At 51.0% G+C, this 24,811-nt stretch carries 23 protein-coding genes; 15 read left to right on the top strand and 8 right to left on the bottom strand.

Annotation, left to right across the window (positions count from 1 at the left end; all coding sequences use genetic code 11):
- The 4 genes from ACJHXB_RS13815 to phrB all read left to right on the top strand — a co-directional run.
- Window positions 1-624, top strand: a 624-nt coding sequence (locus ACJHXB_RS13815; RefSeq protein ID WP_175098455.1) for an RHS repeat-associated core domain-containing protein, incomplete at its 5' end; no start/stop codon positions are given.
- The gene (locus tag ACJHXB_RS13810; RefSeq protein WP_000494465.1) at window positions 609-983 is read left to right on the top strand and encodes a hypothetical protein; all 375 of its coding nucleotides are present in this window, start codon (window positions 609-611) and stop codon (window positions 981-983) included. The genes ACJHXB_RS13815 and ACJHXB_RS13810, both read left to right, overlap by 16 nt.
- Window positions 984-1,267: 284 nt before the next feature.
- The gene (locus ACJHXB_RS13805; RefSeq protein WP_001076020.1) at window positions 1,268-1,777 is read left to right on the top strand and encodes a YbgA family protein; all 510 of its coding nucleotides are present in this window, start codon (window positions 1,268-1,270) and stop codon (window positions 1,775-1,777) included.
- Window positions 1,774-3,192, top strand: a complete 1,419-nt coding sequence (gene phrB / locus ACJHXB_RS13800) for a deoxyribodipyrimidine photo-lyase (protein WP_000207121.1) — start codon at window positions 1,774-1,776, stop codon at window positions 3,190-3,192. Before ACJHXB_RS13805 ends, phrB begins: the two co-directional genes overlap by 4 nt.
- Before the next feature lie 41 nt (window positions 3,193-3,233).
- On the opposite strand, the gene dtpD is transcribed toward phrB, so the two are convergent.
- The gene (gene dtpD, locus ACJHXB_RS13795) at window positions 3,234-4,715 is read right to left on the bottom strand and encodes a dipeptide permease DtpD (RefSeq protein ID WP_001032697.1); all 1,482 of its coding nucleotides are present in this window, start codon (window positions 4,713-4,715) and stop codon (window positions 3,234-3,236) included.
- A 270-nt stretch (window positions 4,716-4,985) separates the two neighbouring features.
- Between dtpD and ybgI the strand changes: the two genes are divergently transcribed.
- Genes ybgI through nei form a run of 5 tightly spaced genes read left to right on the top strand, consistent with a single transcriptional unit; the run spans window position 4,986 to window position 8,885 of the window.
- Complete coding sequence (gene ybgI / locus ACJHXB_RS13790; protein ID WP_000798876.1) at window positions 4,986-5,729, top strand: radiation resistance protein YbgI; 744 nt, start codon at window positions 4,986-4,988, stop codon at window positions 5,727-5,729.
- A gap of 22 nt (window positions 5,730-5,751) precedes the next feature.
- Entirely contained in the window at window positions 5,752-6,408 is a 657-nt protein-coding gene (pxpB, locus tag ACJHXB_RS13785) for a 5-oxoprolinase subunit PxpB (RefSeq protein ID WP_001188343.1), read from the top strand.
- A complete protein-coding gene (gene pxpC, locus ACJHXB_RS13780) occupies window positions 6,402-7,334 on the top strand; it encodes a 5-oxoprolinase subunit PxpC (RefSeq protein ID WP_000912727.1) in 933 nt (310 codons plus the stop codon). Before pxpB ends, pxpC begins: the two co-directional genes overlap by 7 nt.
- The gene (gene pxpA, locus ACJHXB_RS13775) at window positions 7,324-8,058 is read left to right on the top strand and encodes a 5-oxoprolinase subunit PxpA (RefSeq protein WP_000687106.1); all 735 of its coding nucleotides are present in this window, start codon (window positions 7,324-7,326) and stop codon (window positions 8,056-8,058) included. The genes pxpC and pxpA overlap by 11 nt, the downstream gene beginning before the upstream one ends.
- Before the next feature lie 35 nt (window positions 8,059-8,093).
- Window positions 8,094-8,885, top strand: a complete 792-nt coding sequence (gene nei, locus ACJHXB_RS13770) for an endonuclease VIII (protein WP_001113986.1) — start codon at window positions 8,094-8,096, stop codon at window positions 8,883-8,885.
- Here the strand turns inward: nei and ACJHXB_RS13765 are convergent.
- The 7 genes from ACJHXB_RS13765 to ACJHXB_RS13735 all read right to left on the bottom strand — a co-directional run bounded on the left by ACJHXB_RS13765 (window position 8,882) and on the right by ACJHXB_RS13735 (window position 16,948).
- A complete protein-coding gene (locus tag ACJHXB_RS13765) occupies window positions 8,882-9,928 on the bottom strand; it encodes an AbrB family transcriptional regulator (RefSeq protein WP_001469078.1) in 1,047 nt (348 codons plus the stop codon). The two genes, nei and ACJHXB_RS13765, sit on opposite strands and share 4 nt — an antisense overlap.
- 152 nt (window positions 9,929-10,080) lie before the next feature.
- Window positions 10,081-11,142, bottom strand: a complete 1,062-nt coding sequence (locus ACJHXB_RS13760; RefSeq protein WP_001272437.1) for a fimbrial protein — start codon at window positions 11,140-11,142, stop codon at window positions 10,081-10,083.
- Window positions 11,139-11,870: a molecular chaperone gene (locus ACJHXB_RS13755; protein WP_000143512.1), complete on the bottom strand. Its 732-nt coding sequence runs from the start codon at window positions 11,868-11,870 to the stop codon at window positions 11,139-11,141. Before ACJHXB_RS13755 ends, ACJHXB_RS13760 begins: the two co-directional genes overlap by 4 nt.
- 15 nt (window positions 11,871-11,885) lie before the next feature.
- A complete protein-coding gene (locus ACJHXB_RS13750) occupies window positions 11,886-14,345 on the bottom strand; it encodes a fimbria/pilus outer membrane usher protein (protein ID WP_019843097.1) in 2,460 nt (819 codons plus the stop codon).
- Window positions 14,346-14,395: 50 nt separating this feature from the next.
- Window positions 14,396-14,962, bottom strand: coding sequence for a fimbrial protein (locus tag ACJHXB_RS13745; RefSeq protein WP_000472403.1), 567 nt, complete (start codon window positions 14,960-14,962; stop codon window positions 14,396-14,398).
- A 389-nt stretch (window positions 14,963-15,351) separates the two neighbouring features.
- Window positions 15,352-16,635: a citrate synthase gene (gene gltA, locus ACJHXB_RS13740; protein WP_000785834.1), complete on the bottom strand. Its 1,284-nt coding sequence runs from the start codon at window positions 16,633-16,635 to the stop codon at window positions 15,352-15,354.
- Window positions 16,636-16,840: 205 nt separating this feature from the next.
- Entirely contained in the window at window positions 16,841-16,948 is a 108-nt protein-coding gene (locus ACJHXB_RS13735) for a hypothetical protein (protein WP_001305582.1), read from the bottom strand.
- A 380-nt stretch (window positions 16,949-17,328) separates the two neighbouring features.
- Here ACJHXB_RS13735 and sdhC point away from each other — a divergent pair, with 380 nt between their 5' ends.
- The 6 genes from sdhC to odhB all read left to right on the top strand — a co-directional run bounded on the left by sdhC (window position 17,329) and on the right by odhB (window position 24,806).
- On the top strand, window positions 17,329-17,733 hold the full coding sequence (sdhC, locus tag ACJHXB_RS13730) for a succinate dehydrogenase cytochrome b556 subunit (RefSeq protein ID WP_000263347.1): 405 nt from the start codon (window positions 17,329-17,331) through the stop codon (window positions 17,731-17,733).
- Window positions 17,727-18,074, top strand: a complete 348-nt coding sequence (gene sdhD, locus ACJHXB_RS13725) for a succinate dehydrogenase membrane anchor subunit (RefSeq protein WP_000254365.1) — start codon at window positions 17,727-17,729, stop codon at window positions 18,072-18,074. The genes sdhC and sdhD overlap by 7 nt, the downstream gene beginning before the upstream one ends.
- The gene (sdhA, locus tag ACJHXB_RS13720; RefSeq protein WP_000775538.1) at window positions 18,074-19,840 is read left to right on the top strand and encodes a succinate dehydrogenase flavoprotein subunit; all 1,767 of its coding nucleotides are present in this window, start codon (window positions 18,074-18,076) and stop codon (window positions 19,838-19,840) included. Before sdhD ends, sdhA begins: the two co-directional genes overlap by 1 nt.
- Before the next feature lie 15 nt (window positions 19,841-19,855).
- The gene (gene sdhB, locus ACJHXB_RS13715; RefSeq protein ID WP_001235263.1) at window positions 19,856-20,572 is read left to right on the top strand and encodes a succinate dehydrogenase iron-sulfur subunit SdhB; all 717 of its coding nucleotides are present in this window, start codon (window positions 19,856-19,858) and stop codon (window positions 20,570-20,572) included.
- 200 nt (window positions 20,573-20,772) lie between these two features.
- Window positions 20,773-23,574, top strand: coding sequence for a 2-oxoglutarate dehydrogenase E1 component (gene sucA / locus ACJHXB_RS13710; RefSeq protein WP_001181473.1), 2,802 nt, complete (start codon window positions 20,773-20,775; stop codon window positions 23,572-23,574).
- A 14-nt stretch (window positions 23,575-23,588) separates the two neighbouring features.
- Window positions 23,589-24,806: a 2-oxoglutarate dehydrogenase complex dihydrolipoyllysine-residue succinyltransferase gene (gene odhB, locus ACJHXB_RS13705; protein WP_000099823.1), complete on the top strand. Its 1,218-nt coding sequence runs from the start codon at window positions 23,589-23,591 to the stop codon at window positions 24,804-24,806.
- Window positions 24,807-24,811 lie beyond the last annotated feature (5 nt).

The raw sequence follows: 24,811 nt of genomic DNA, 5'->3' as shown, positions 1-24,811 counted from the left end.
ATCCGCCTGCCGGGTCAGCAGTATGATGAGGAGTCAGGCCTGTATTACAACCGCCACCGCTATTATGACCCGCTGCAGGGGCGGTATATCACTCAGGATCCGATTGGGCTGGAAGGCGGGTGGAATCAGTATGTATATGCTTCCATACATCCAACCTATTCTATTGATCCGCTGGGCTTAATTGATAAACCTGCTCCAGTATTCAATCGAGAACTAAATTCAGATGCGTATTATCTTGCCGTAAATAATTGCTATTCATATGCTCTAAATAGGTATGGAAATCCTGGGAGTAGGATTTTTGGCGGCGGAGGATTACAACCTGGAGAATTATCTGGAAAAGAGTTTTCTAAACTCACTTGTAGTAGTATTTTTGAAGCGTCAAAAAATGATGGTGCCAAGGATTTAGATAATGGGAGTTGTCCATCTGGTTACCATAAAGCTCAATTGTTTATTCGTCCTCACAATTTTATAGGAATGGGTGGGGATTATCACTGGTATCGTCAGGATGCAAATGGCGAATGGTCTGACAAACAAGGCGTGGGTGCAATTAGATTTAGAGGAAAAGATCCCCTCCCCCCAATAGATTATCCTGAAAAGTGTGGAACGATATGTTTACCAAACTAAGTATTGCCATTTTGTTAGCATTTTCTGCATATGTTCATGCGGAAACATCAGCTCCAATATTTTTTGAAGATGTTGGCAGTATAGACTCTTGGTTTTCAATTAAATACCAAAAATATGAAAACGTGAAGGATGAACAATACCCAGAAATTCTGATTTATTATGGTGTTAAAGGTTCAGGAATAAATAGAGTTGATGGGTGGTTTTTCTCATGTGCAAAGGCTGGGAGAACTTGTAGTCTAATTTTTATGGCTAACTTTGGTGAAAGCCGCTATTTTAAACCTGCAAAAATAGCTATGAATAAGAATAATTTGATTATAAGGACGAGTGATGTAGAAATAGCATTTAAGATAACGAAATAAATATTTGTTTTAACAGTGTTTATATTTTTTAAAAAGAGAAAATGGAGTGCGATTATTGGTTTGAAATACAATTAATAGTGAGGTAATTAAGCTTTGAGAATTGTTATTTTCTAAAAATAAAAAATGCAAAAAATGAATGCAGCTCGGAAAATAGTAGAATAATTCTCGCTCAGATGAAGTTGATAATATTTTTACCAACAAAATACTTCCCCGCAAAAACTCTGCCCCACAAAATTCATTTACCATCGTCTACACTTACTCCTGTAAACCGTTCAGGAGCAGTAATGAATCAGCAACGATTTGATGAAAGCACCCTAATCCGCATCTTCGCGATTTATGAGCTATATCGACTGAAAGAACATGGCTTAACGCGCGGGGCACTCAACGATTATCACAGCCGCTATAAACTCGTCTTTCTGGCCCATTCCCAGCCCGAGTACCGCAAACTTGGCCCGTTCGTGGCAGATATTCACCGGTGGCAAAATCTGGATGACTATTACAACCAGTACCGCCAACGCGTAATTGTTTTGCTTTCTCACCCTGCCAACCGGCGTGATCATACTAACGTTTTGATGCACGTTCAGGGATATTTTCGCCCACATATTGATTCCACAGAACGCCAGCAGCTGGCGGCGCTTATCGACAGTTATCGCCGTGGCGAGCAACAGCTTCTTGCGCCGCTGATGCGTATCAAACACTATATGGCGCTTTATCCTGACGCCTGGCTTTCAGGGCAGCGTTATTTCGAACTTTGGCCGCGTGTGATTAACTTGCGCCATTCAGGAGTTTTATGACTACTCATCTGGTCTGGTTTCGCCAGGATTTACGTCTGCACGATAATCTCGCGCTGGCTGCCGCCTGCCGCAATTCGTCTGCACGCGTGCTGGCGTTGTATATCGCTACACCACGCCAGTGGGCGGCGCATAATATGTCGCCGCGTCAGGCTGAATTTATCAATGCACAACTGAACGGGCTACAAATCGCGCTGGCGGAAAAAGGCATTCCTTTGCTGTTTCATGAAGTGGATGACTTTGCCGCCAGCGTCGAAATAGTTAAACAGGTGTGCGCGGAAAATCGTGTTACCCATCTGTTTTATAACTATCAGTATGAGGTGAATGAGCGGGCGCGGGATGTGCAGGTTGAGAGAACGCTGCGTAACGTGGTGTGTGAAGGATTTGACGACAGCGTGATCCTGCCGCCGGGGGCGGTGATGACTGGCAATCATGAGATGTACAAAGTCTTTACGCCGTTTAAAAACGCCTGGCTGAAACGGCTGCGAGAAGGGATGCCGGAGTGCGTCGCTGCGCCAAAAGTACGTAGTAGCGAATCGATAGATCCCGCGCCATCCATTACGCTGAATTATCCTCGTCAGCCTTTCGATACTGCGCATTTTCCGGTGGAAGAAAAAGCGGCGATTGCGCAATTACGCCAGTTTTGCCAGAACGGTGCCGGAGAGTATGAGCAACAACGAGATTTTCCGGCAGTTGAAGGTACCAGCCGTTTGTCCGCCAGCCTGGCAACGGGCGGGTTATCGCCTCGCCAGTGTCTGCATCGCCTGTTGGCGGAACAGCCGCAGGCGCTGGACGGTGGGGCCGGTAGTGTCTGGCTTAATGAGCTGATCTGGCGCGAGTTCTACCGCCATTTGATGACGTATTACCCCTCGTTGTGTAAACATCGTCCGTTTATTGTCTGGACGGATCGTGTGCAGTGGCAGCGCAATCCCGCCCATTTTAAAGCCTGGCAAGAAGGTAAAACGGGATACCCGATTGTTGATGCTGCCATGCGTCAGCTTAACAGCACTGGCTGGATGCATAACCGGCTACGGATGATTACAGCCAGTTTTTTGGTGAAAGATTTATTGATCGACTGGCGCGAAGGCGAGCGATATTTCATGTCGCAGCTGATTGATGGTGATTTGGCAGCCAATAACGGTGGCTGGCAGTGGGCCGCTTCAACCGGAACCGATGCAGCGCCGTATTTTCGTATTTTTAACCCGACAACCCAGGGCGAGAAATTTGACCGCGAAGGCGAGTTTATCCGCCGGTGGCTACCGGAACTGCGCGATGTACCAGGGAAAGCGGTGCATGAGCCGTGGAAGTGGGTGCAGAAAGCAGGTGTGACGCTGGATTATCCGCAACCGATAGTTGATCACAAAGAGGCAAGGCTGCGAACGCTGGCAGCGTACGAAGAAGCGAGGAAAGGAGCCTGATAAAACGCAGCGAGCGTTTTATCAGGTATGGTGCTGGCCTGTTAAGATTCCAGCGCCAGCGCGCGGTTTCTGAATTTCAGCGCCTGATACAGCCAAATCATCAACACCACTCCTACACACGCCAGTGCGCCCCAGGTAATTTGATCAAATACTTCAATATATGCATTGATGGAGTAGTTGATCGCCCCGGAAGCATCAAACGAAGCTTGCGATGTCTGATCGGCAATCACGCCAGCCAGATAGTTCGCAATCGCGCCGGAAAGCAGCATATAAATGCCAGTTAATACGCCAGTCACGCCAGGGATTTCAATGCGCGTAATCTGCGACATAGCAACCGGGTCGATAAACAGTTCCGCAAAGCCCATCACCGCCAGGCCTAACACCATTAGTGGCAGAGAAGAGTGACCATACATTGCGGACCAGCGGGCGCTTAAGGTCAGAATGCAGAATCCGGCGCTCATCAGGCCAAGGCCAAGAGCAAATTTTCCCCAGATGCGCACGGTACGATTACCCGCGACACTCTCTTTTACCACCCACGCCAGGAACACACCGCACAGCATAACTGCGAAGGCATTAATCGACTGGAACATAGCAGTCGGAACGGTATAACCAAACATATCGCGGTTAACGAAGCGGTCGATATAAAGGCTAATCGAGCTACCCCCCTGTTGTGCGAAGGCCCAGAACAACATACTGAAGAAGGTGAGCGTCACAATCAGCCCCAGCTCCTTACGCTGTTTCTGGTTTTCTGCTTTGCGATAAATTTTTGCCAATACACCCAGGCCAATAATAGTCGCGACAATTAAGGCGTATACCGACCACTCTTTCCAGAACAGTACGGTAATCAGCGCAGGCGTTGCCACCAGCAGAACCAGCAGCCATCCCCAGTTGGGCAGGAGAAAGTTTGTCGCACGCAGTACCTTTTTGTTAACGCCACGGGTATGTGTGAAATGACGATTGCCACATAAGAAGATAACCAGACCCGCGATCATGCCAACCGCCGCCAGACCAAAACCCATCGCCCAACTGTACTCTTCCTGGGCGTAGCCACAGGCGATAGGTGCGATAATAGACCCCACATTACCCGCCGCATACATCAGCGAGAAGCCGCCATCACGACGCGGATCGGTTGGCTCATACAGCTCGCCGAGCAGGCAACTGACGTTGGATTTAAACAGACCATAGCCACAAACGATAATCGCCAGGGACAGATAGAGGAATGACGGATGGATCTCACTGGCACCCAGCACCACATGACCGATCGCCATCAACAACGCCCCCAGCATCACCGCCATGCGATTACCGAGAACTTTATCCGCCAAAAAGCCACCGAGGATTGGCGTGACATACACCAGCGAACAGTAGGCGCTAAATAACTCGTAGGCGTGAGTATCGTTGTATTTTAGTTGATTGGTGAGATAGAGAATCAGCAGGGCACGCATGCCGTAAAAGCTAAAATATTCCCAGATTTGCAGCGCAACGACATAGTAAATAGCGCGCGGCTGTGATGCGTGTTTATTCATAATAATTCCACAATTGACTGCAACGTCACGTAATAGTTGCGCGGCGTGCTTGTGTTTCCTTAAAGTTAAAACTTTGATACAGATCTGATTATTTATGCAATATGCTGTCTGATTGCATAAATATACATTAGCTGAAGCGTGATGATATAAACAATTTGCGTCTTTTGGCGTCGGGTTTGTTTCTTAATATGTCAAAAGATTGGCTATCGACGAACAGGCGAGGTAACGCTATGTTAACGGTGTAGCTATCAGAATACGGAAGGCGCGAAGATGAAAAACACCGAACTGGAACAACTGATTAACGAAAAACTGAACAGCGCGGCGATTAGTGATTACGCGCCGAATGGTTTGCAGGTGGAAGGCAAAGAGACGGTGCAAAAAATTGTTACCGGTGTCACTGCCAGCCAGGCTTTGCTCGATGAGGCAGTGCGTCTGGGCGCGGATGCGGTCATTGTGCATCATGGCTACTTCTGGAAAGGCGAATCTCCGGTCATTCGCGGCATGAAGCGTAACCGTTTAAAAACGTTGCTGGCAAATGATATCAACCTGTATGGCTGGCATTTGCCGCTTGACGCACATCCTGAGCTGGGCAATAACGCACAGCTGGCGGCGTTACTGGGGATCACGGTCATGGGCGAAATTGAGTCGTTGGTGCCGTGGGGCGAACTGACCATGCCTGTGCCGGGACTGGAACTAGCCTCTTGGATTGAAGCGCGTCTGGGACGTAAGCCGTTATGGTGTGGCGATACCGGACCTGAGGTGGTCCAGCGCGTTGCCTGGTGCACGGGCGGCGGGCAAAGTTTTATCGATAGCGCCGCGCGTTTTGGCGTGGATGCTTTTATTACTGGCGAAGTTTCTGAACAGACCATTCATTCAGCCCGCGAGCAGGGATTGCATTTTTATGCTGCGGGTCACCATGCCACTGAACGTGGTGGTATTCGCGCGTTGAGCGAGTGGCTGAATGAAAATACCGATCTTGATGTGACCTTTATTGATATTCCTAATCCTGCATAACGAATAATCAGAGGGATCGAAAGTGCAACGAGCGCGTTGTTATCTGATAGGTGAAACGGCGGTAGTGCTGGAGCTGGAACCGCCGGTGACGCTGGCTAGCCAGAAACGGATCTGGCGACTGGCGCAGCGTCTGGTGGATATGCCGAATGTGGTTGAAGCCATTCCCGGCATGAACAATATCACGGTGATTTTACGTAATCCTGAGTCGCTGGCGCTGGATGCCATAGAGCGTTTGCAACGCTGGTGGGAGGAGAGCGAGGCGCTGGAGCCGGAGTCTCGCTTTATTGAAATTCCGGTGGTTTACGGTGGCGCAGGCGGACCGGATCTGGCGGTGGTCGCGGCGCATTGTGGGTTGAGCGAAAAACAGGTTGTTGAATTGCACTCCTCCGTGGAATACGTGGTCTGGTTTTTAGGTTTTCAACCGGGCTTCCCGTATCTCGGGAGTTTGCCGGAACAACTACACACGCCACGGCGCGCTGAACCGCGCTTGCTCGTTCCGGCAGGTTCTGTCGGGATCGGCGGGCCGCAGACCGGTGTTTATCCGCTGGCAACGCCGGGTGGCTGGCAGTTGATTGGTCATACCTCACTCAGCCTGTTTGATCCGGCGCGTGACGAACCCATCTTATTACGTCCGGGAGACAGCGTGCGCTTTGTACCGCAGAAGGAGGGAGTATGCTGAAGATTATTCGTGCGGGCATGTATACCACTGTGCAGGATGGCGGTCGTCACGGTTTTCGCCAGTCGGGTATCAGCCACTGCGGCGCACTGGATATGCCTGCGTTACGCATTGCTAACCTGCTGGTGGGTAATGACGCCAATGCCCCCGCGCTGGAGATAACGCTCGGTCAGTTAACGGTAGAGTTCGAAACTGATGGTTGGTTTGCCCTGACGGGGGCAGGTTGCGAAGCGCGGCTGGATGATAATGCCGTCTGGACTGGCTGGCGCTTGCCGATGAAAGCAGGCCAGCGTTTAACGCTTAAACGCCCACAGCACGGGATGCGCAGTTATCTGGCGGTCGCGGGTGGTATTGATGTTCCGCCGGTAATGGGGTCATGCAGTACCGATCTCAAAGTGGGGATTGGCGGGCTGGAAGGCCGTTTACTGAAGGATGGTGACCGACTCCCGATGGGTAAATCGAAGCGTGATTTTATGGAAGCGCAGGGCGTTAAACAGCTGCTGTGGGGCAACCGCATTCGCGCCTTGCCGGGGCCGGAATATCATGAGTTCGATCGCGCCTCGCAGGATGCATTCTGGCGTTCGCCGTGGCAGCTTAGTCCGCAAAGTAACCGCATGGGCTATCGCTTACAGGGGCAAATTTTAAAACGCACCACCGATCGCGAACTGTTATCTCACGGTTTGTTGCCGGGTGTGGTGCAAGTGCCGCATAACGGCCAGCCGATTGTGTTGATGAACGATGCGCAAACCACCGGTGGTTATCCGCGTATTGCCTGTATCATTGAGGCTGATATGTACCATCTGGCGCAAATTCCGCTCGGTCAGCCGATTCATTTTGTCCAGTGTTCACTGGAAGAGGCACTGAAAGCGCGGCAAGATCAACAACGTTATTTCGAACAATTAGCGTGGCGGCTGCACAATGAAAATTGACCTGAACGCCGATCTGGGCGAAGGCTGCGCCAGCGACGCAGAGCTATTAACGCTGGTTTCCTCTGCCAATATTGCCTGTGGATTTCATGCAGGCGATGCGCAAATCATGCAGGCTTGCGTGCGTGAAGCAATAAAAAATGGTGTCGCGATTGGCGCTCACCCGAGTTTTCCCGACCGGGAAAATTTTGGTCGCAGTGCCATGCAGCTGCCGCCAGAAACCGTTTACGCCCAGACGCTGTATCAAATTGGCGCGCTGGCAGCGATTACCCGTGCGCAAGGGGGCGTAATGCGTCATGTCAAACCGCACGGCATGTTATACAACCAGGCGGCGAAAGAGGCACAACTGGCAGACGCCATCGCCAGAGCGGTATACGCTTGCGATCCGTCATTGATTCTCGTCGGGCTGGCGGGAAGCGAGCTGATTCGTGCAGGCAAGCGATATGGTCTGATAACGCGCGAGGAAGTGTTTGCCGATCGCGGTTATCAGGCTGACGGCTCGCTGGTGCCGCGAAGCCAGCCAGGCGCGTTGATTGAAAACGAAGAACAGGCGCTGGCGCAAACGTTGGAGATGGTGCAACACGGCAGAGTCAAAAGTATCACCGGCGAATGGGCAACGGTCACGGCGCAAACGGTCTGCCTGCATGGCGATGGCGAGCACGCACTGGCATTCGCCCGCCGACTACGCTCTACATTTGCCGAAAAGGGGATTGTTGTCGCAGCATAATCCCGCTTAATAAAGAATGAAAAAAGGATATCACCATGCCTGAAGGCCCGGAGATCCGCCGTGCAGCGGATAACCTGGAGGCGGCGATCAAAGGCAAACCACTAACTGATGTCTGGTTTGCCTTCCCGCAGTTAAAACCTTATCAATCACAACTTATCGGTCAACACGTTAGCCATGTGGAAACGCGAGGTAAGGCGTTGTTAACTCATTTTTCCAACGGTTTAACGCTCTACAGCCATAATCAGCTTTACGGCGTCTGGCGCGTGGTTGAAACCGGCGAAGAGCCGCAGACCACGCGAGTATTGCGGGTAAAACTGCAAACGGCTGACAAAACCATTCTGCTTTATAGCGCCTCGGATATTGAGATGTTGACCCCGGAACAACTGACCACGCATCCGTTTTTACAACGCGTTGGCCCCGATGTGCTGGATCCGAATCTGACGCCGGAGGTGGTAAAGGAACGATTATTGTCGCCGCGCTTTCGTAACCGTCAGTTTGCTGGATTACTGCTCGATCAGGCGTTTCTGGCAGGACTTGGCAATTATTTGCGGGTGGAGATCCTCTGGCAGGTGGGGTTAACCGGCAATCATAAAGCGAAAGATCTCAGTGCGGCGCAACTGGATGCACTCGCACACGCGTTACTGGATATTCCTCGACTTTCTTACGCTACGCGGGGGCAGGTGGATGAGAATAAACATCATGGGGCGTTGTTTCGCTTTAAGGTTTTTCATCGTGATGGCGAACCGTGTGAACGCTGTGGCAGCATCATTGAGAAAACCACGTTGTCCTCGCGCCCGTTTTACTGGTGTCCAGGCTGCCAACACTAGGCCGACCGCTTCGGCGCATAGGTTGAAATAAACCGCGCAATGGCTGGCCCCGTCAGCAAAATACTGAACAGGCGCAGGGTTTGCATCGCCATAATAAGCGCCATATCGGCATTGCTCCCTGCGGCGATGACCGCCACGGTATCAAGCCCGCCGGGGCTGGTGGCGAGGTAGGCAGTCATAAAATCAATATGCATAAACCGGGTCAGTCCCCACGCCATACCTGCACAAATAGCCAGCAGAGCAAAAATCGACAGCAAGATTTGTGGCAGCGGGCGCAATGCCCGCAGTAAGATTTGCTTATCGAAACCAAGACCAATCCGCCAGCCAATTGCCATATACGCCATCGCCAGCAGCCATTCCGGGAGTTCAATCGTGATGAGCTGACCAGACTGGAGCACTGCGCCCGCCAGCATCGGGATGAGCATCGTGCCGGAAGGAAGACGTAGCAAACATCCCGCCGTACCGGCAACGACCGCGAGCAAAATCGTAAGCAGGAGATTAATGCTCACTGGCGGGAACCAGACGATCTGCTGGTTAACCGCTTCAGCGTTATCGCCCAGCATCATGCGGGTGACCAGAACAGCGGCCCCCGCGACGAACAGCACTCGCAGATATTGCATAAACGCCACCAGGCGAATATCTGCGCCGTAATCTTGCGCCATAGCGACCATTGCCGCCGCGCCGCCAGGAGAAGAACCCCAGGCACCGGTATTTCCAGGCAGTGAGCTATAGCGCACCAGTAGCCACCCAACAATGGCGCTGGAAAGCAGCGTCACCAGTAAAATTGTAAGCACGATCGGCCAGTTGACGGCCAGCGTGGTGAGAATCGAACCAGTGAGGTTTTGCGCAATCATGCAGCCAAGAATGGCCTGGGCGGCGAGAAAAGCAGAGCGGGGAAGTTGCAGAGTAATTCCGCGCATACTAAAGATGATCCCGGCGATCATCGGTCCAAGTAATAGCGCCGCCGGGAGATGTAATCCGAGGAAGCCAATAGAAAGGAGAAGTGAGAGCACACATAACATTCCCCACTGCAAAACTGGCATCCTTCGCTCCCTCATTATTTTTTCTTTGGTGTATCGATACAGCATAAAGAAAGCCGGGCCAGGAAAAAATAACAGCAATCAAGGAAAAGGGGAAAATCAGCAATTTTCTGAAAGAGAGGCCCTTTACTGACTGCAAAGGGCATCATGATAAATTAGTTATAGTTAATCTTAAAAAGCACCACTGTATCGAAGGGACCCGCTTCGATGGGGGTGCCGGGAATGGACGAAAGTTCAGCCGTATAGGTTTTTTCGTAGATCAGCATATCGCTGGTGAAATCAGCATATTCGCTGTATTTGTTGAAAGTATAGGGTGAAGAATTTTCATCCAGCAAACGTAGCTTCAGTCCATTACCAATCAGCAGTGCTTTATCCTCTTCAATCAATGTTTCTTCGGTATAAAACGAAGAGCTGACCTTAAATCCGTCGGTGCACTGGTCATTTTGTGATTTTGTCGTCTTAATACTGAATGTTTTCGACATTGTGTGGCGGCGAATATCCAGCAGGTTAAATTTACCAAAATCAATCACCTGTGTTTCTGGTGAAATAGAAAAATTGACGCTGCAATCCAGTACACGAATGTTTTCCAGACCAGTAATATGGTATTTCAGGTTTTGGGCGGTAGGGTCTTCGTTAACGCTACCGGCACCATCAAATTGCACGACGATGTAGTCGCTAAGCGTACTTTGATAATCATGCGGCGGTATTTCGCGAATCTTAACGTATAACCGCATACGAGCAAGAAAGGTTCGCGACATGTGAATATTAGCGGGGTCACCCGAGCATATTTTGTTCTGCCAGCCCATCGCGATAATCTGCTCAGGGGTATAAATGTTAATGTTCTTACTGTCGATACACTGGTTGGTGTCGATGCGGCTTTTCCCCTGGTTGGCGTCATAATCAACGCCATTGTAAGTTACGCCGAGTTGATAATAGCGATCCTGCACCCCCGGGTAGGGGTTTACCCAGGCGTAGACATGCTCACTTTCAAAGTTGCCGTTGGTATTGTTGTCACAATAGACGGGAATTTTAATATCGTCAGATTCCCAAATCTTATCGCCGGGTTTGGCATTGCCTGGTACAGCAAAAGGTTGAATCACTTCTGATTTTTCTACCGAACCACCGGATGAACCAAAGTAGCAGTTCAGGGCAAGCGCAGACTTCAACGGCAGAAATACCAGACAGATGACGAGCAACACTCCCTTGCCAGCACTCATTTCTTCGCCTCCACTGCTTGTAAACGGCATTGTCCGCTGCAGTTGAGCGTCGTCATGCGTAACGCGCCGTAATCATCCATATAACCGAGATAAAACTGCCTGCCGCTATAACTTCCGGTGTTTGTAATTACTGTACTAAAAGGCGCAACCATCACGGTTTTGAAGCCCGGGAGAATACCTTGCTCATTTCGTCCCAGGTAGGCGATTGTCAGGTAATAGCCGGTCGGGTTTTTTAAGTTAAGTTGATTGCCCTGCTGGCTGACTTGTAACTGTAGCTCGACTTTTTCTCCTGCTTTCTTGCGTAACGCGGACGGTCTCCAGAACACCTTGATACGACTCTGGATAGCGACTTGCAGAACGGCATGGTCGCTATTTTTTTCCGGGGCGGGAGGAATTTCACGCATATTGTAGAAAAATAGCGTTTCGCGATCGCCCGGTAATTTTGTGGTCGAGGCTTGCTTTACTATCCGTACCTGCGTTGTTGCTTTCGGTTCCAGACGTTGTATCGGTGGCAGGGCAACCAGAAGATCATCGCTTTTCTCCCCTTTTTCATTTTCGAGCCAGGAATAAGCGAGGTAGGGGAGTTTATCGCTACGATTATCCACTCGCAGGCTGGTGGCTTTATCATTAGCGTTAAACACAATGCGAGTGCGATCGGGTTGTAGCGCAGCGTAGCTGCACAGACTGGCAATCAACAACAAAAGGGGAAGTCCTTTCATAAATGTCATTTTTCATTTCCTTAATTAATGACAAGGTAAAATCAGGCGATTTGCGGTGTCTTCCATATGTTCAGGAAGATGGATCGAGCAACGCTGGCTATCACCCCAGACCACGGTAAATTGTTGATTTTCAGCGACTCCACTTAACCAGGCGTGTCCTTCCTCGCCAACCATCCCCACGCTAATGCCGCTATCCTCCTGGCGGATATCCGCACCGAGGGGAGGGAACTGACCGCTGGCGTTGCGAATGATGACGTTAACGTCTTTACCGGAACGGGAAGCCAGCGATTTGTAACCTATCGCGCCTTCAATCCACGTTTCTTTGATAACGTTTTCTGCCACTGTTACGCCGTCGGGTAAATCATTCATGTTCACCGCCACGGTGGAAGGCTGATAACTGGAAATCAACGGCACCACCGCAATGCCAAAATGGTTGGTGTAGTCGAGATTGCCCTGAACCGGAATATCTGCCACGCCATCAGTACTGACCATCAGACGTGGTTCATTGGTGGAGCTGCGACGATGGAACGCCGCACCATATTGAGTTGCCGTGAAAGAACCGCTCCAGCTGCTGCTGACGGAACTGTAATCATTGGCGGCATAGGTACCAGAAATATCCCACTCACCCGCTGAACTCAGGTGCTGATAGTTACCGCTCACCTGGGCTCCATTATCCGGACGGTCGGATTGCAGTCCGGTAGACATGCCCCAGCTATTACGTTCATCTAACGTATCATTCCACGACATGCGGTGCGTGGTGCTGTGACTACTGTTTTGCATGTCATAACCGACCCGCCCCCCGTTACCGAAGGGGAGCGAAATCGACAGGTAAATCTGATTGTCGCGATCTTTATCTTCGTAATGGGTTGTATTGAATGACGTCGAGATCGAGATATCTCTCCAGTTACCAATATCAACATTAAAACCCGCCGTGATGTTGGCGGTCGTGGAGGCGTCTGCATTCCACCAGGTTTGATGCAGCAGGTTGGCGTACAGATTGAGGTTCAGTGGGGTAATCGGTTGCCCCACGGATAAGCTGATCGTCTGTTTTTCGTCCTGCGCATCGTTGTCGTTGTATTTGTGATCCAGATAGTTGGCGTAGCTGTGAAAATGACGATCTGAGAAGCGATAAGCGGCGAGCGAAATCGTGCTGTTAGTGGCATCCACTTGTTTGCTGTAATTAAAGCGGTAACTTAAGCCCCGCTCGTCCTGCTGAGTATCAAACTGACTACTGGCCCAGGTGACATCAAACGACAATGCACCAAGCCAGAGCATATTTTGCCCGATACCCATTGCGGCAGAATGGTAGTCGTCACCCGAAATCAGCAGGCCGCCGTACAGTGAGGTATTTGACAGCATCCCCCAGGAAACTTCATTGCTAAAAAAGGTTTCATTTTCAGTTTGATGAGACATAGATGTTCGCGGCTGACCGGCAGCAAGTTTATAGCGAACCTGCCCCTGGCGCGTAAGGAAAGGCGTCGATGCTGCCGAAACCTGGAAATTGTTCACCCGACCATCTTCTTCCGTCACTTTGACATCCAACGTACCCTGGACGGACTGATTAAGGTCATCAATGATAAACGGACCTGGTGGGACTTTTTTCTGGTAAATAACTCGCCCTGAGTGACTCACGGTGACGGTGGCGTTGGTTTGTGCAATGCCGCTGATTTGTGGGGCGTAGCCGCGTAGCTCCCACGGTAACATCCGATCGTCACTTGCCAGTGCCGCGCCGGTATAAGAAAAGCCGTCGAAAATATTGGAACTGAAATCCGTTTCACCAAGGGTTAATTTTGAACCTAATTGCGGTAATGGACGAAAAAGATAGGTGCGTGATATTTCGCCTGACTGTTCATGGTTATCATCGCTATCGGTCTGATTCAATTGGTAATCACTGCGTAAACGCCATGCTCCCGCGTTAATTCCGGCTGTTCCATAGGCGTTCAGGTTAGTGCTGTTGCTACCATCCTGTGGGCGGTAGCTGCTGGCAAACAGGTTGTAGTCCATCAGGACGCCGGCGACACCTTCTTTCCATGTTGAGGGGGGAGTCCAGTTATCTGAGTGCCACGCCAGCCAGGCTTGTGGAATAGTGATATTCAGTTGCTGGCTAGCCTGATCAAAAATGAAGAGAATTTCAGGCCGGGAGCTAAAATCGACGCACTGGTTTAACCGTGGTAACGACTGACGAACTTCAGGTTTTAAACCAAATTTATCTACCAGTAAATCATTAATACACGGAATGGTTTGGTCACCGTTCTTTTTCCAGTCAATTTTTTGTCCGTTACTGATTTGGTTGTTATTCACCGCAACGCTAACAAAATATTCACCGGGAGCAATGCCCCCTTTTTCCTTTAATAATGAAATATCAATGCGATCTCGCATCGATTTATCGAGGACATTCAGGTTGAATTCGACCGCCAATGCGGAAGGTATCGCCATGACCAGGCAGGATATAAAAGAGAGTCGATAAATATTCACGGTGTCCATACCTGATAAATATTTGAAGAAAGGCGGCGATGACGCCGCCAAAGTGATACTTATTTATAATCCAGTACGTAGGTCGCATTCGCCGTAACTGCGCCTGGTGTTACGGGCGTAGCCTGATCAATTTGTTCCATCCACGCAAAGAAATTTAACGTTTGTTCGCTGGAGGTTGGTGCCAGGTCGATATCTGGAGTAGCGGTGCCTAAAACGATATTGCTTTGATCTTTATTCATTAAACGCACGCCGACACCGGTCGCTTCACCCGTGCTGGTGTTGTTGAGAATCGGATCTGCGCCGGTGGTTTTCGCTGAGCTTTCAAAGGTGACTGCAACTTTAGAAATCTTGCCGCCGGAACCGTTGTTGGAGTTTTCCAGATCGCAGTTGACTAAGCGCAGGTCGACAGCAACGGCATCGCTGTGATGCGACTGATTAATATGGCTGGTGGTCACCTGACCGAGTTCAACCTCTTTATCAATATCATCCTGATGTATTTCACACGGTGCTTCAATAACTTCACCTTTAAAGTGAATTTCACCGGATCCTTCATCAGCCGCATAAACAGGTGCTGTGAATAGCAGAGATATGGCCAGTGCGGCCAATGTTTTTTGTCCTTTAAACATAGCTGAGTCCTTTAAATAATGAGATAGAGTGTTGCGAGGCAAGAATATATTAACTGACAGTTGAATGTATTTGGTTTTATTTAACAATATTAAAAATCTTGTTATATAAAGAATGGAATAATTGAGTGTATAAATTTATTGTTTAATGAGATGAAAGATGGGGTGGGATGGATATGCATAATTTTCATTGGGTTAACAATGCTACCGGCAGGAAAGTATAAAAATAAACTTATCATTCTGCTCAGTATGTGACTTGTCACATTTTTTCACCTTATTAATGGGTATTTGCATCTGGTTTAATTTTTACAATTTATTATGTTCAGCCATATAAAAAAGAACCCGCTCTATTAAAGGCGGGTCCGGAAAGTAAACGGCTTAGCAATCAACCATTAACGCTTGATATCGCTTTTAAAGTCGCGTTTTTCATATCCTGTATACAGTTGACGCGGACGGGCAATCTTCATACCGTCACTGTGCATTTCGCTCCAGTGGGCGATCCAGCCAACGGTACGTGCCATAGCGAAGATCACGGTGAACATAGAAGACGGAATACCCATCGCTTTCAGGATGATACCAGAGTAGAAATCGACGTTCGGGTAGAGTTTCTTCTCGATAAAGTACGGGTCGTTCAGCGCGATGTTTTCCAGCTCCATAGCCACTTCCAGCAGGTCATCTTTGGTACCCAGCTCTTTCAGCACTTCATGGCAGGTTTCACGCATTACGGTGGCGCGCGGGTCGTAATTTTTGTACACGCGGTGCCCGAAGCCCATCAGGCGGAAAGAGTCATTTTTGTCTTTCGCACGACGAACAAATTCCGGAATGTGTTTAACGGAGCTGATTTCTTCCAGCATTTTCAGCGCCGCTTCGTTAGCACCACCGTGCGCAGGTCCCCACAGTGAAGCAATACCTGCTGCGATACAGGCAAACGGGTTCGCACCCGAAGAGCCAGCGGTACGCACGGTGGAGGTAGAGGCGTTCTGTTCATGGTCAGCGTGCAGGATCAGAATACGGTCCATAGCACGTTCCAGAATCGGATTAACTTCATACGGTTCGCACGGCGTGGAGAACATCATATTCAGGAAGTTACCGGCGTAGGAGAGATCGTTGCGCGGGTAAACAAATGGCTGACCAATGGAATACTTGTAACACATCGCGGCCATGGTCGGCATTTTCGACAGCAGGCGGAACGCGGCAATTTCACGGTGACGAGGATTGTTAACATCCAGCGAGTCGTGATAGAACGCTGCCAGCGCGCCGGTAATACCACACATGACTGCCATTGGATGCGAGTCGCGACGGAAAGCATGGAACAGACGGGTAATCTGCTCGTGGATCATGGTATGACGGGTCACCGTAGTTTTAAATTCGTCATACTGTTCCTGAGTCGGTTTTTCACCATTCAGCAGGATGTAACAAACTTCCAGGTAGTTAGAATCGGTCGCCAGCTGATCGATCGGGAAACCGCGGTGCAGCAAAATACCTTCATCACCATCAATAAAAGTAATTTTAGATTCGCAGGATGCGGTTGAAGTGAAGCCAGGGTCAAAGGTGAACACACCTTTTGAACCGAGAGTACGGATATCAATAACATCTTGACCCAGCGTGCCTTTCAGCACATCCAGTTCAACAGCTGTGTCCCCGTTGAGGGTGAGTTTTGCTTTTGTATCAGCCATTTAAGGTCTCCTTAGCGCCTTATTGCGTAAGACTGCCGGAACTTAAATTTGCCTTCGCACATCAACCTGGCTTTACCCGTTTGTTATTTGGCTCGCCGCTCTGTGAAAGAGGGGAAAACCTGGGTACAGAGCTCTGGGCGCTTGCAGGTAAAGGATCCATTGATGACGAATAAATGGCGAATCAAGTACTTAGCAATCCGAATTATTAAACTTGTCTACCACTAATAACTGTCCCGAATGAATTGGTCAATACTTCCACACTGTTACATAAGTTAATCTTAGGTGAAATACCGACTTCATAACTTTTACGCATTATATGCTTTTCCTGGTAATGTTTGTAACAACTTTGTTGAATGATTGTCAAATTAGATGATTAAAAATTAAATAAATGTTGTTATCGTGACCTGGATCACTGTTCAGGATAAAACCCGACAAACTATATGTAGGTTAATTGTAATGATTTTGTGAACGGCCTATACTGCCGCCAGGTCTCCGGAACACCCTGCAATCCCGAGCCACCCAGCGTTGTAACGTGTCGTTTTCGCATCTGGAAGCAGTGTTTTGCATGACGCGCAGTTATAGAAAGGACGCTGTCTGACCCGCAAGCAGACCGGAGGAAGGAAATCCCGACGTCTCCAGGTAACAGAAAGTTAACCTCTGTGCCCGTAGTCCCCAGGGAATAATAAGAACAGCATGTGGGCGTTATTCATGATAAGAAATGTGAAAAAACAAAGACCTGTTAATCTGGACCTACAGACCATCCGGTTCCCCATCACGGCGATAGCGTCCATTCTCCATCGCGTTTCCGGTGTGATCACCTTTGTTGCAGTGGGCATCCTGCTGTGGCTTCTGGGTACCAGCCTCTCTTCCCCTGAAGGTTTCGAGCAAGCTTCTGCGATTATGGGCAGCTTCTTCGTCAAATTTATCATGTGGGGCATCCTTACCGCTCTGGCGTATCACGTCGTCGTAGGTATTCGCCACATGATGATGGATTTTGGCTATCTGGAAGAAACATTCGAAGCGGGTAAACGCTCCGCCAAAATCTCCTTTGTTATTACTGTCGTGCTTTCACTTCTCGCAGGAGTCCTCGTATGGTAAGCAACGCCTCCGCATTAGGACGCAATGGCGTACATGATTTCATCCTCGTTCGCGCTACCGCTATCGTCCTGACGCTCTACATCATTTATATGGTCGGTTTTTTCGCTACCAGTGGCGAGCTGACATATGAAGTCTGGATCGGTTTCTTCGCCTCTGCGTTCACCAAAGTGTTCACCCTGCTGGCGCTGTTTTCTATCTTGATTCATGCCTGGATCGGCATGTGGCAGGTGTTGACCGACTACGTTAAACCGCTGGCCTTGCGCCTGATGCTGCAACTGGTGATTGTCGTTGCACTGGTGGTTTACGTGATTTATGGATTCGTTGTGGTGTGGGGTGTGTGATGAAATTGCCAGTCAGAGAATTTGATGCAGTTGTGATTGGTGCCGGTGGCGCAGGTATGCGCGCGGCGCTGCAAATTTCCCAGAGCGGTCAGACCTGTGCGCTGCTCTCTAAAGTCTTCCCGACCCGTTCCCATACCGTTTCTGCGCAAGGCGGCATTACCGTTGCGCTGGGTAATACCCATGAAGATAACTGGGAATGGCATATGTACGATACCGTAAAAGGGTCGGACTATATCGGTGACCAGGACGCGATTGAATATATGTGTAAAACCGGGCCGGAAGCGATTCTGGAACTCGAACACATGGGCCTGCCGTTCTCGCGTCTTGATGATGGTCGTATCTATCAACGTCCGTTTGGCGGTCAGTCGAAAAACTTCGGCGGCGAGCAGGCGGCACGCACTGCGGCGGCTGCTGACCGTACCGGTCACGCACTGTTGCACACCCTTTATCAGCAGAACCTGAAAAACCATACAACCATTTTCTCCGAGTGGTATGCGCTGGATCTGGTGAAGAACCAGGATGGCGCAGTGGTCGGTTGTACCGCATTGTGCATCGAAACTGGTGAAGTGGTTTATTTCAAAGCCCGCGCTACCGTGCTGGCGACTGGCGGGGCAGGGCGTATTTATCAGTCCACTACCAACGCCCACATTAACACTGGCGACGGCGTCGGCATGGCTATCCGTGCAGGCGTACCAGTGCAGGATATGGAAATGTGGCAGTTCCACCCGACTGGTATTGCCGGTGCGGGCGTCCTGGTCACCGAAGGGTGCCGTGGTGAAGGCGGTTATCTGCTGAACAAACATGGCGAACGCTTTATGGAGCGTTATGCGCCGAACGCCAAAGACCTGGCGGGCCGTGACGTGGTGGCGCGTTCCATCATGATCGAAATCCGTGAAGGTCGCGGCTGTGATGGTCCGTGGGGGCCACACGCAAAACTGAAACTTGACCACCTGGGTAAAGAAGTTCTCGAATCCCGTCTGCCGGGTATTCTGGAACTCTCCCGTACCTTCGCTCACGTTGATCCGGTGAAAGAGCCGATTCCGGTTATCCCAACCTGTCACTACATGATGGGCGGTATTCCGACCAAAGTGACCGGTCAGGCGCTGACGGTGAACGAGAAAGGCGAAGATGTGGTGGTTCCGGGGCTGTTTGCCGTTGGTGAAATCGCTTGTGTATCGGTACACGGCGCTAACCGTCTGGGCGGCAACTCGCTGCTGGACCTGGTGGTCTTTGGTCGTGCGGCAGGTCTGCATCTGCAAGAGTCTATCGCCGAGCAGGGCGCACTGCGCGATGCCAGCGAGTCTGATGTTGAAGCGTCTCTGGATCGTCTGAACCGCTGGAACAACAACCGTAACGGTGAAGATCCGGTGGCGATCCGTAAAGCGCTGCAAGAATGTATGCAGCATAACTTCTCGGTCTTCCGTGAAGGTGATGCGATGGCGAAAGGGCTTGAGCAGTTGAAAGTGATCCGCGAGCGTCTGAAAAATGCCCGTCTGGATGACACTTCCTGCGAGTTCAACACCCAGCGCGTTGAGTGCCTGGAACTGGATAACCTGATGGAAACGGCGTATGCAACGGCTGTTTCTGCCAACTTCCGTACCGAAAGCCGTGGCGCGCATAGCCGCTTCGACTTCCCGGATCGTGATGATGAAAACTGGCTGTGCCACTCCCTGTATCTGCCAGAGTCGGAATCCATGACGCGCCGAAGCGTCAACATGGAACCGAAACTGCGCCCGGCATTCCCGCCGAAGATTCGTACTTACTAATGCGGAGACAGGAAAATGAGACTCGAGTTTTCAATTTATCGCTATAACCCGGATGTTGATGATGCTCCGCGTATGCAGGATTACACCCTGGAAGCGGAAGAAGGTCGTGACATGATGCTGCTGGATGCGCTTATCCAGCTGAAAGAGAAAGATCCCAGCCTGTCGTTCCGCCGCTCCTGCCGTGAAGGTGTGTGCGGTTCCGACGGTCTGAACATGAACGGCAAGAATGGTCTGGCCTGTATTACCCCGATTTCGGCACTCAACCAGCCAGGCAAGAAGATTGTGATTCGCCCGCTGCCAGGTTTACCGGTGATCCGCGATTTGGTGGTAGACATGGGACAATTCTATGCGCAATATGAGAAAATTAAGCCTTACCTGTTGAATAATGGACAAAATCCGCCAGCTCGCGAGCATTTACAGATGCCAGAGCAGCGCGAAAAACTCGACGGGTTGTATGAATGTATTCTCTGCGCATGTTGTTCAACCTCTTGTCCGTCTTTCTGGTGGAATCCCGATAAGTTTATCGGCCCGGCAGGCTTGTTAGCGGCATATCGTTTCCTGATCGATAGCCGTGATACCGAGACTGACAGTCGCCTCGACGGTTTGAGCGATGCATTCAGTGTATTCCGCTGTCACAGCATCATGAACTGCGTCAGTGTATGTCCGAAGGGGCTGAACCCGACGCGCGCCATCGGCCATATCAAGTCGATGTTGTTGCAACGTAATGCGTAATTAAATGTTGATGCCGGGGAAATCCCCCGGCTATTCAGGAAATCTTTAAAAACTGCCCCTGACACTAAGACAGTTTTTAAAGGTTCCTTCGCGAGCCACTACGTAGACAAGAGCTCGCAAGTGAACCCCGGCACGCACATCACTGTGCGTGGTAGTATCCACGGCGAAGTAAGCATAAAAAAGATGCTTAAGGGATCACGATGCAGAACAGCGCTTTGAAAGCCTGGTTGGACTCTTCTTACCTCTCTGGCGCAAACCAGAGCTGGATAGAACAGCTCTATGAAGACTTCTTAACCGATCCTGACTCGGTTGACGCTAACTGGCGTTCGACGTTCCAGCAGTTACCTGGTACGGGAGTCAAACCGGATCAATTCCACTCTCAAACGCGTGAATATTTCCGCCGCCTGGCGAAAGACGCTTCACGTTACTCTTCAACGATCTCCGACCCTGACACCAATGTGAAGCAGGTTAAAGTCCTGCAGCTCATTAACGCATACCGCTTCCGTGGTCACCAGCATGCGAATCTCGATCCGCTGGGACTGTGGCAGCAAGATAAAGTGGCCGATCTGGATCCGTCTTTCCACGATCTGACCGAAGCAGACTTCCAGGAGACCTTCAACGTCGGTTCATTTGCCAGCGGCAAAGAAACCATGAAACTCGGCGAGCTGCTGGAAGCCCTCAAGCAAACCTACTGCGGCCCGATTGGTGCCGAGTATATGCATATTACCAGCACCGAAGAAAAACGCTGGATCCAACAGCGTATCGAGTCTGGTCGCGCGACTTTCAATAGCGAAGAGAAAAAACGCTTCTTAAGCGAACTGACCGCCGCTGAAGGCCTTGAACGTTACCTCGGCGCAAAATTCCCTGGCGCAAAACGCTTCTCGCTGGAAGGCGGTGACGCGTTAATCCCGATGCTTAAAGAGATGATCCGCCACGCTGGCAACAGCGGCACCCGCGAAGTGGTTCTCGGGATGGCGCACCGTGGTCGTCTGAACGTGCTGGTGAACGTGCTGGGTAAAAAACCGCAAGACTTGTTCGACGAGTTTGCCGGTAAACATAAAGAACACCTCGGCACGGGCGACGTGAAATACCACATGGGCTTCTCGTCTGACTTCCAGACCGATGGCGGCCTGGTGCACCTGGCGCTGGCGTTTAACCCGTCTCACCTTGAGATTGTAAGCCCGGTCGTTATCGGTTCTGTTCGTGCCCGTCTGGACAGACTTGATGAGCCGAGCAGCAACAAAGTGCTGCCAATCACCATTCATGGTGACGCCGCAGTGACCGGGCAGGGCGTGGTTCAGGAAACCCTGAACATGTCGAAAGCGCGTGGTTATGAAGTTGGCGGTACGGTACGTATCGTTATCAACAACCAGGTTGGCTTCACCACCTCTAACCCGCTGGATGCCCGTTCGACGCCGTACTGTACTGATATCGGTAAGATGGTTCAGGCACCGATTTTCCACGTAAACGCGGATGATCCGGAAGCCGTTGCCTTTGTGACCCGTCTGGCGCTCGATTTCCGTAACACCTTTAAACGTGATGTCTTCATCGACCTGGTGTGCTACCGCCGTCACGGCCACAACGAAGCCGACGAGCCGAGCGCAACCCAGCCGCTGATGTATCAGAAAATCAAAAAACATCCAACGCCGCGCAAAATCTACGCAGACAAGCTGGAGCAGGAAAAAGTGGCGACGCTGGAAGATGCCACCGAGATGGTTAACCTGTACCGCGATGCGCTGGATGCTGGCGATTGCGTAGTGGCAGAGTGGCGTCCGATGAACATGCACTCTTTCACCTGGTCGCCGTATCTCAACCACGAATGGGACGAAGAGTACCCGAACAAAGTTGAGATGAAGCGCCTGCAGGAACTGGCTAAACGCATCAGCACGGTGCCGGAAGCAGTTGAAATGCAGTCTCGCGTTGCCAAGATTTATGGCGATCGCCAGGCGATGGCAGCTGGTGAGAAACTGTTCGACTGGGGCGGCGCGGAAAACCTCGCTTACGCCACGCTGGTTGACGAAGGCATTCCGGTTCGCCTGTCGGGTGAAGACTCCGGTCGCGGTACCTTCTTCCACCGCCACGCGGTGATCCACAACCAGTCTAACGGTTCCACTTACACGCCGCTGCAACACATCCATAACGGCCAGGGCGCGTTCCGTGTCTGGGACTCCGTACTGTCTGAAGAAGCCGTGCTGGCGTTTGAATACGGTTATGCCACCGCAGAACCACGCACTCTGACTATCTGGGAAGCACAGTTCGGTGACTTCGCTAACGGTGCTCAGGTGGTTATCGACCAGTTCATCTCCTCTGGCGAGCAGAAATGGGGCCGGATGTGTGGTCTGGTGATGTTGCTGCCGCACGGTTACGAAGGGCAGGGACCGGAGCACTCCTCCGCGCGTCTGGAACGTTATCTGCAACTTTGCGCTGAGCAAAACATGCAGGTGTGCGTACCGTCTACCCCGGCACAGGTTTACCACATGCTGCGTCGTCAGGCGTTGCGCGGGATGCGTCGTCCACTGGTCGTGATGTCGCCGAAATCCCTGCTGCGTCATCCGCTGGCGGTATCCAGCCTCGAAGAACTGGCGAACGGCACCTTCCTGCCAGCCATCGGTGAAATCGACGAACTTGATCCGAAGGGCGTGAAGCGCGTAGTGATGTGTTCTGGTAAGGTTTATTACGACCTGCTGGAACAACGTCGTAAGAACAATCAACACGATGTCGCCATTGTGCGTATCGAGCAACTCTACCCGTTCCCGCATAAAGCGATGCAGGAAGTGTTGCAGCAGTTTGCTCACGTCAAGGATTTTGTCTGGTGCCAGGAAGAGCCGCTCAACCAGGGCGCATGGTACTGCAGCCAGCATCATTTCCGTGAAGTGATTCCGTTTGGGGCTTCTCTGCGTTATGCAGGCCGCCCGGCCTCCGCCTCTCCGGCGGTAGGGTATATGTCCGTTCACCAGAAACAGCAACAAGATCTGGTTAATGACGCGCTGAACGTCGAATAAATAAAGGATACACAATGAGTAGCGTAGATATTCTGGTCCCTGACCTGCCTGAATCCGTAGCCGATGCCACCGTCGCAACCTGGCATAAAAAACCCGGCGACGCAGTCGTACGTGATGAAGTGCTGGTAGAAATCGAAACTGACAAAGTGGTACTGGAAGTACCGGCATCAGCAGACGGCATTCTGGATGCGGTTCTGGAAGATGAAGGTACAACGGTAACGTCTCGTCAGATCCTTGGTCGCCTGCGTGAAGGCAACAGCGCCGGTAAAGAAACCAGCGCCAAATCTGAAGAGAAAGCGTCCACTCCGGCGCAACGCCAGCAGGCGTCTCTGGAAGAGCAAAACAACGATGCGTTAAGCCCGGCGATCCGCCGACTCTTGGCTGAACACAACCTCGACGCCAGCGCCATTAAAGGCACCGGTGTGGGTGGTCGTCTGACTCGTGAAGATGTGGAAAAACATCTGGCGAAAGCCCCGGCGAAAGAGTCTGCTCCGGCAGCGGCTGCTCCGGCGGCGCAACCGGCTCTGGCTGCACGTAGCGAAAAACGTGTGCCGATGACTCGCCTGCGTAAGCGTGTGGCAGAGCGTCTGCTTGAAGCGAAAAACTCCACCGCTATGCTGACCACGTTCAACGAAGTCAACATGAAGCCGATTATGGATCTGCGTAAGCAGTACGGTGAAGCGTTTGAAAAACGTCACGGTATTCGTCTGGGCTTTATGTCCTTCTACGTGAAAGCGGTGGTTGAAGCCCTGAAACGTTACCCGGAAGTGAACGCGTCTATCGACGGCGATGATGTGGTTTACCACAACTATTTCGACGTCAGCATGGCGGTTTCTACGCCGCGCGGCCTGGTGACGCCGGTACTGCGTGATGTCGATACCCTAGGCATGGCAGACATCGAGAAGAAAATCAAAGAGCTGGCAGTTAAAGGCCGTGACGGCAAGCTGACGGTTGAAGATCTGACCGGTGGTAACTTCACCATCACCAACGGTGGTGTGTTCGGTTCCCTGATGTCTACGCCGATCATCAACCCGCCGCAGAGCGCAATTCTGGGTATGCACGCTATCAAAGATCGTCCGATGGCGGTGAATGGTCAGGTTGAGATCCTGCCGATGATGTACCTGGCGCTGTCCTACGATCACCGTCTGATCGATGGTCGCGAATCCGTGGGCTTCCTGGTAACGATCAAAGAGTTGCTGGAAGATCCGACGCGTCTGCTGCTGGACGTGTAGTAGTT

Origin of the sequence: Escherichia sp. WS3227_2 (genome assembly GCF_046486495.1) — a bacterium.
Lineage (GTDB): Bacteria > Pseudomonadota > Gammaproteobacteria > Enterobacterales > Enterobacteriaceae > Escherichia > Escherichia coli.
The sequence above is the reverse complement of the archived record's forward strand: the minus strand, read 5'-3'. Positions and strand labels throughout refer to the sequence as shown.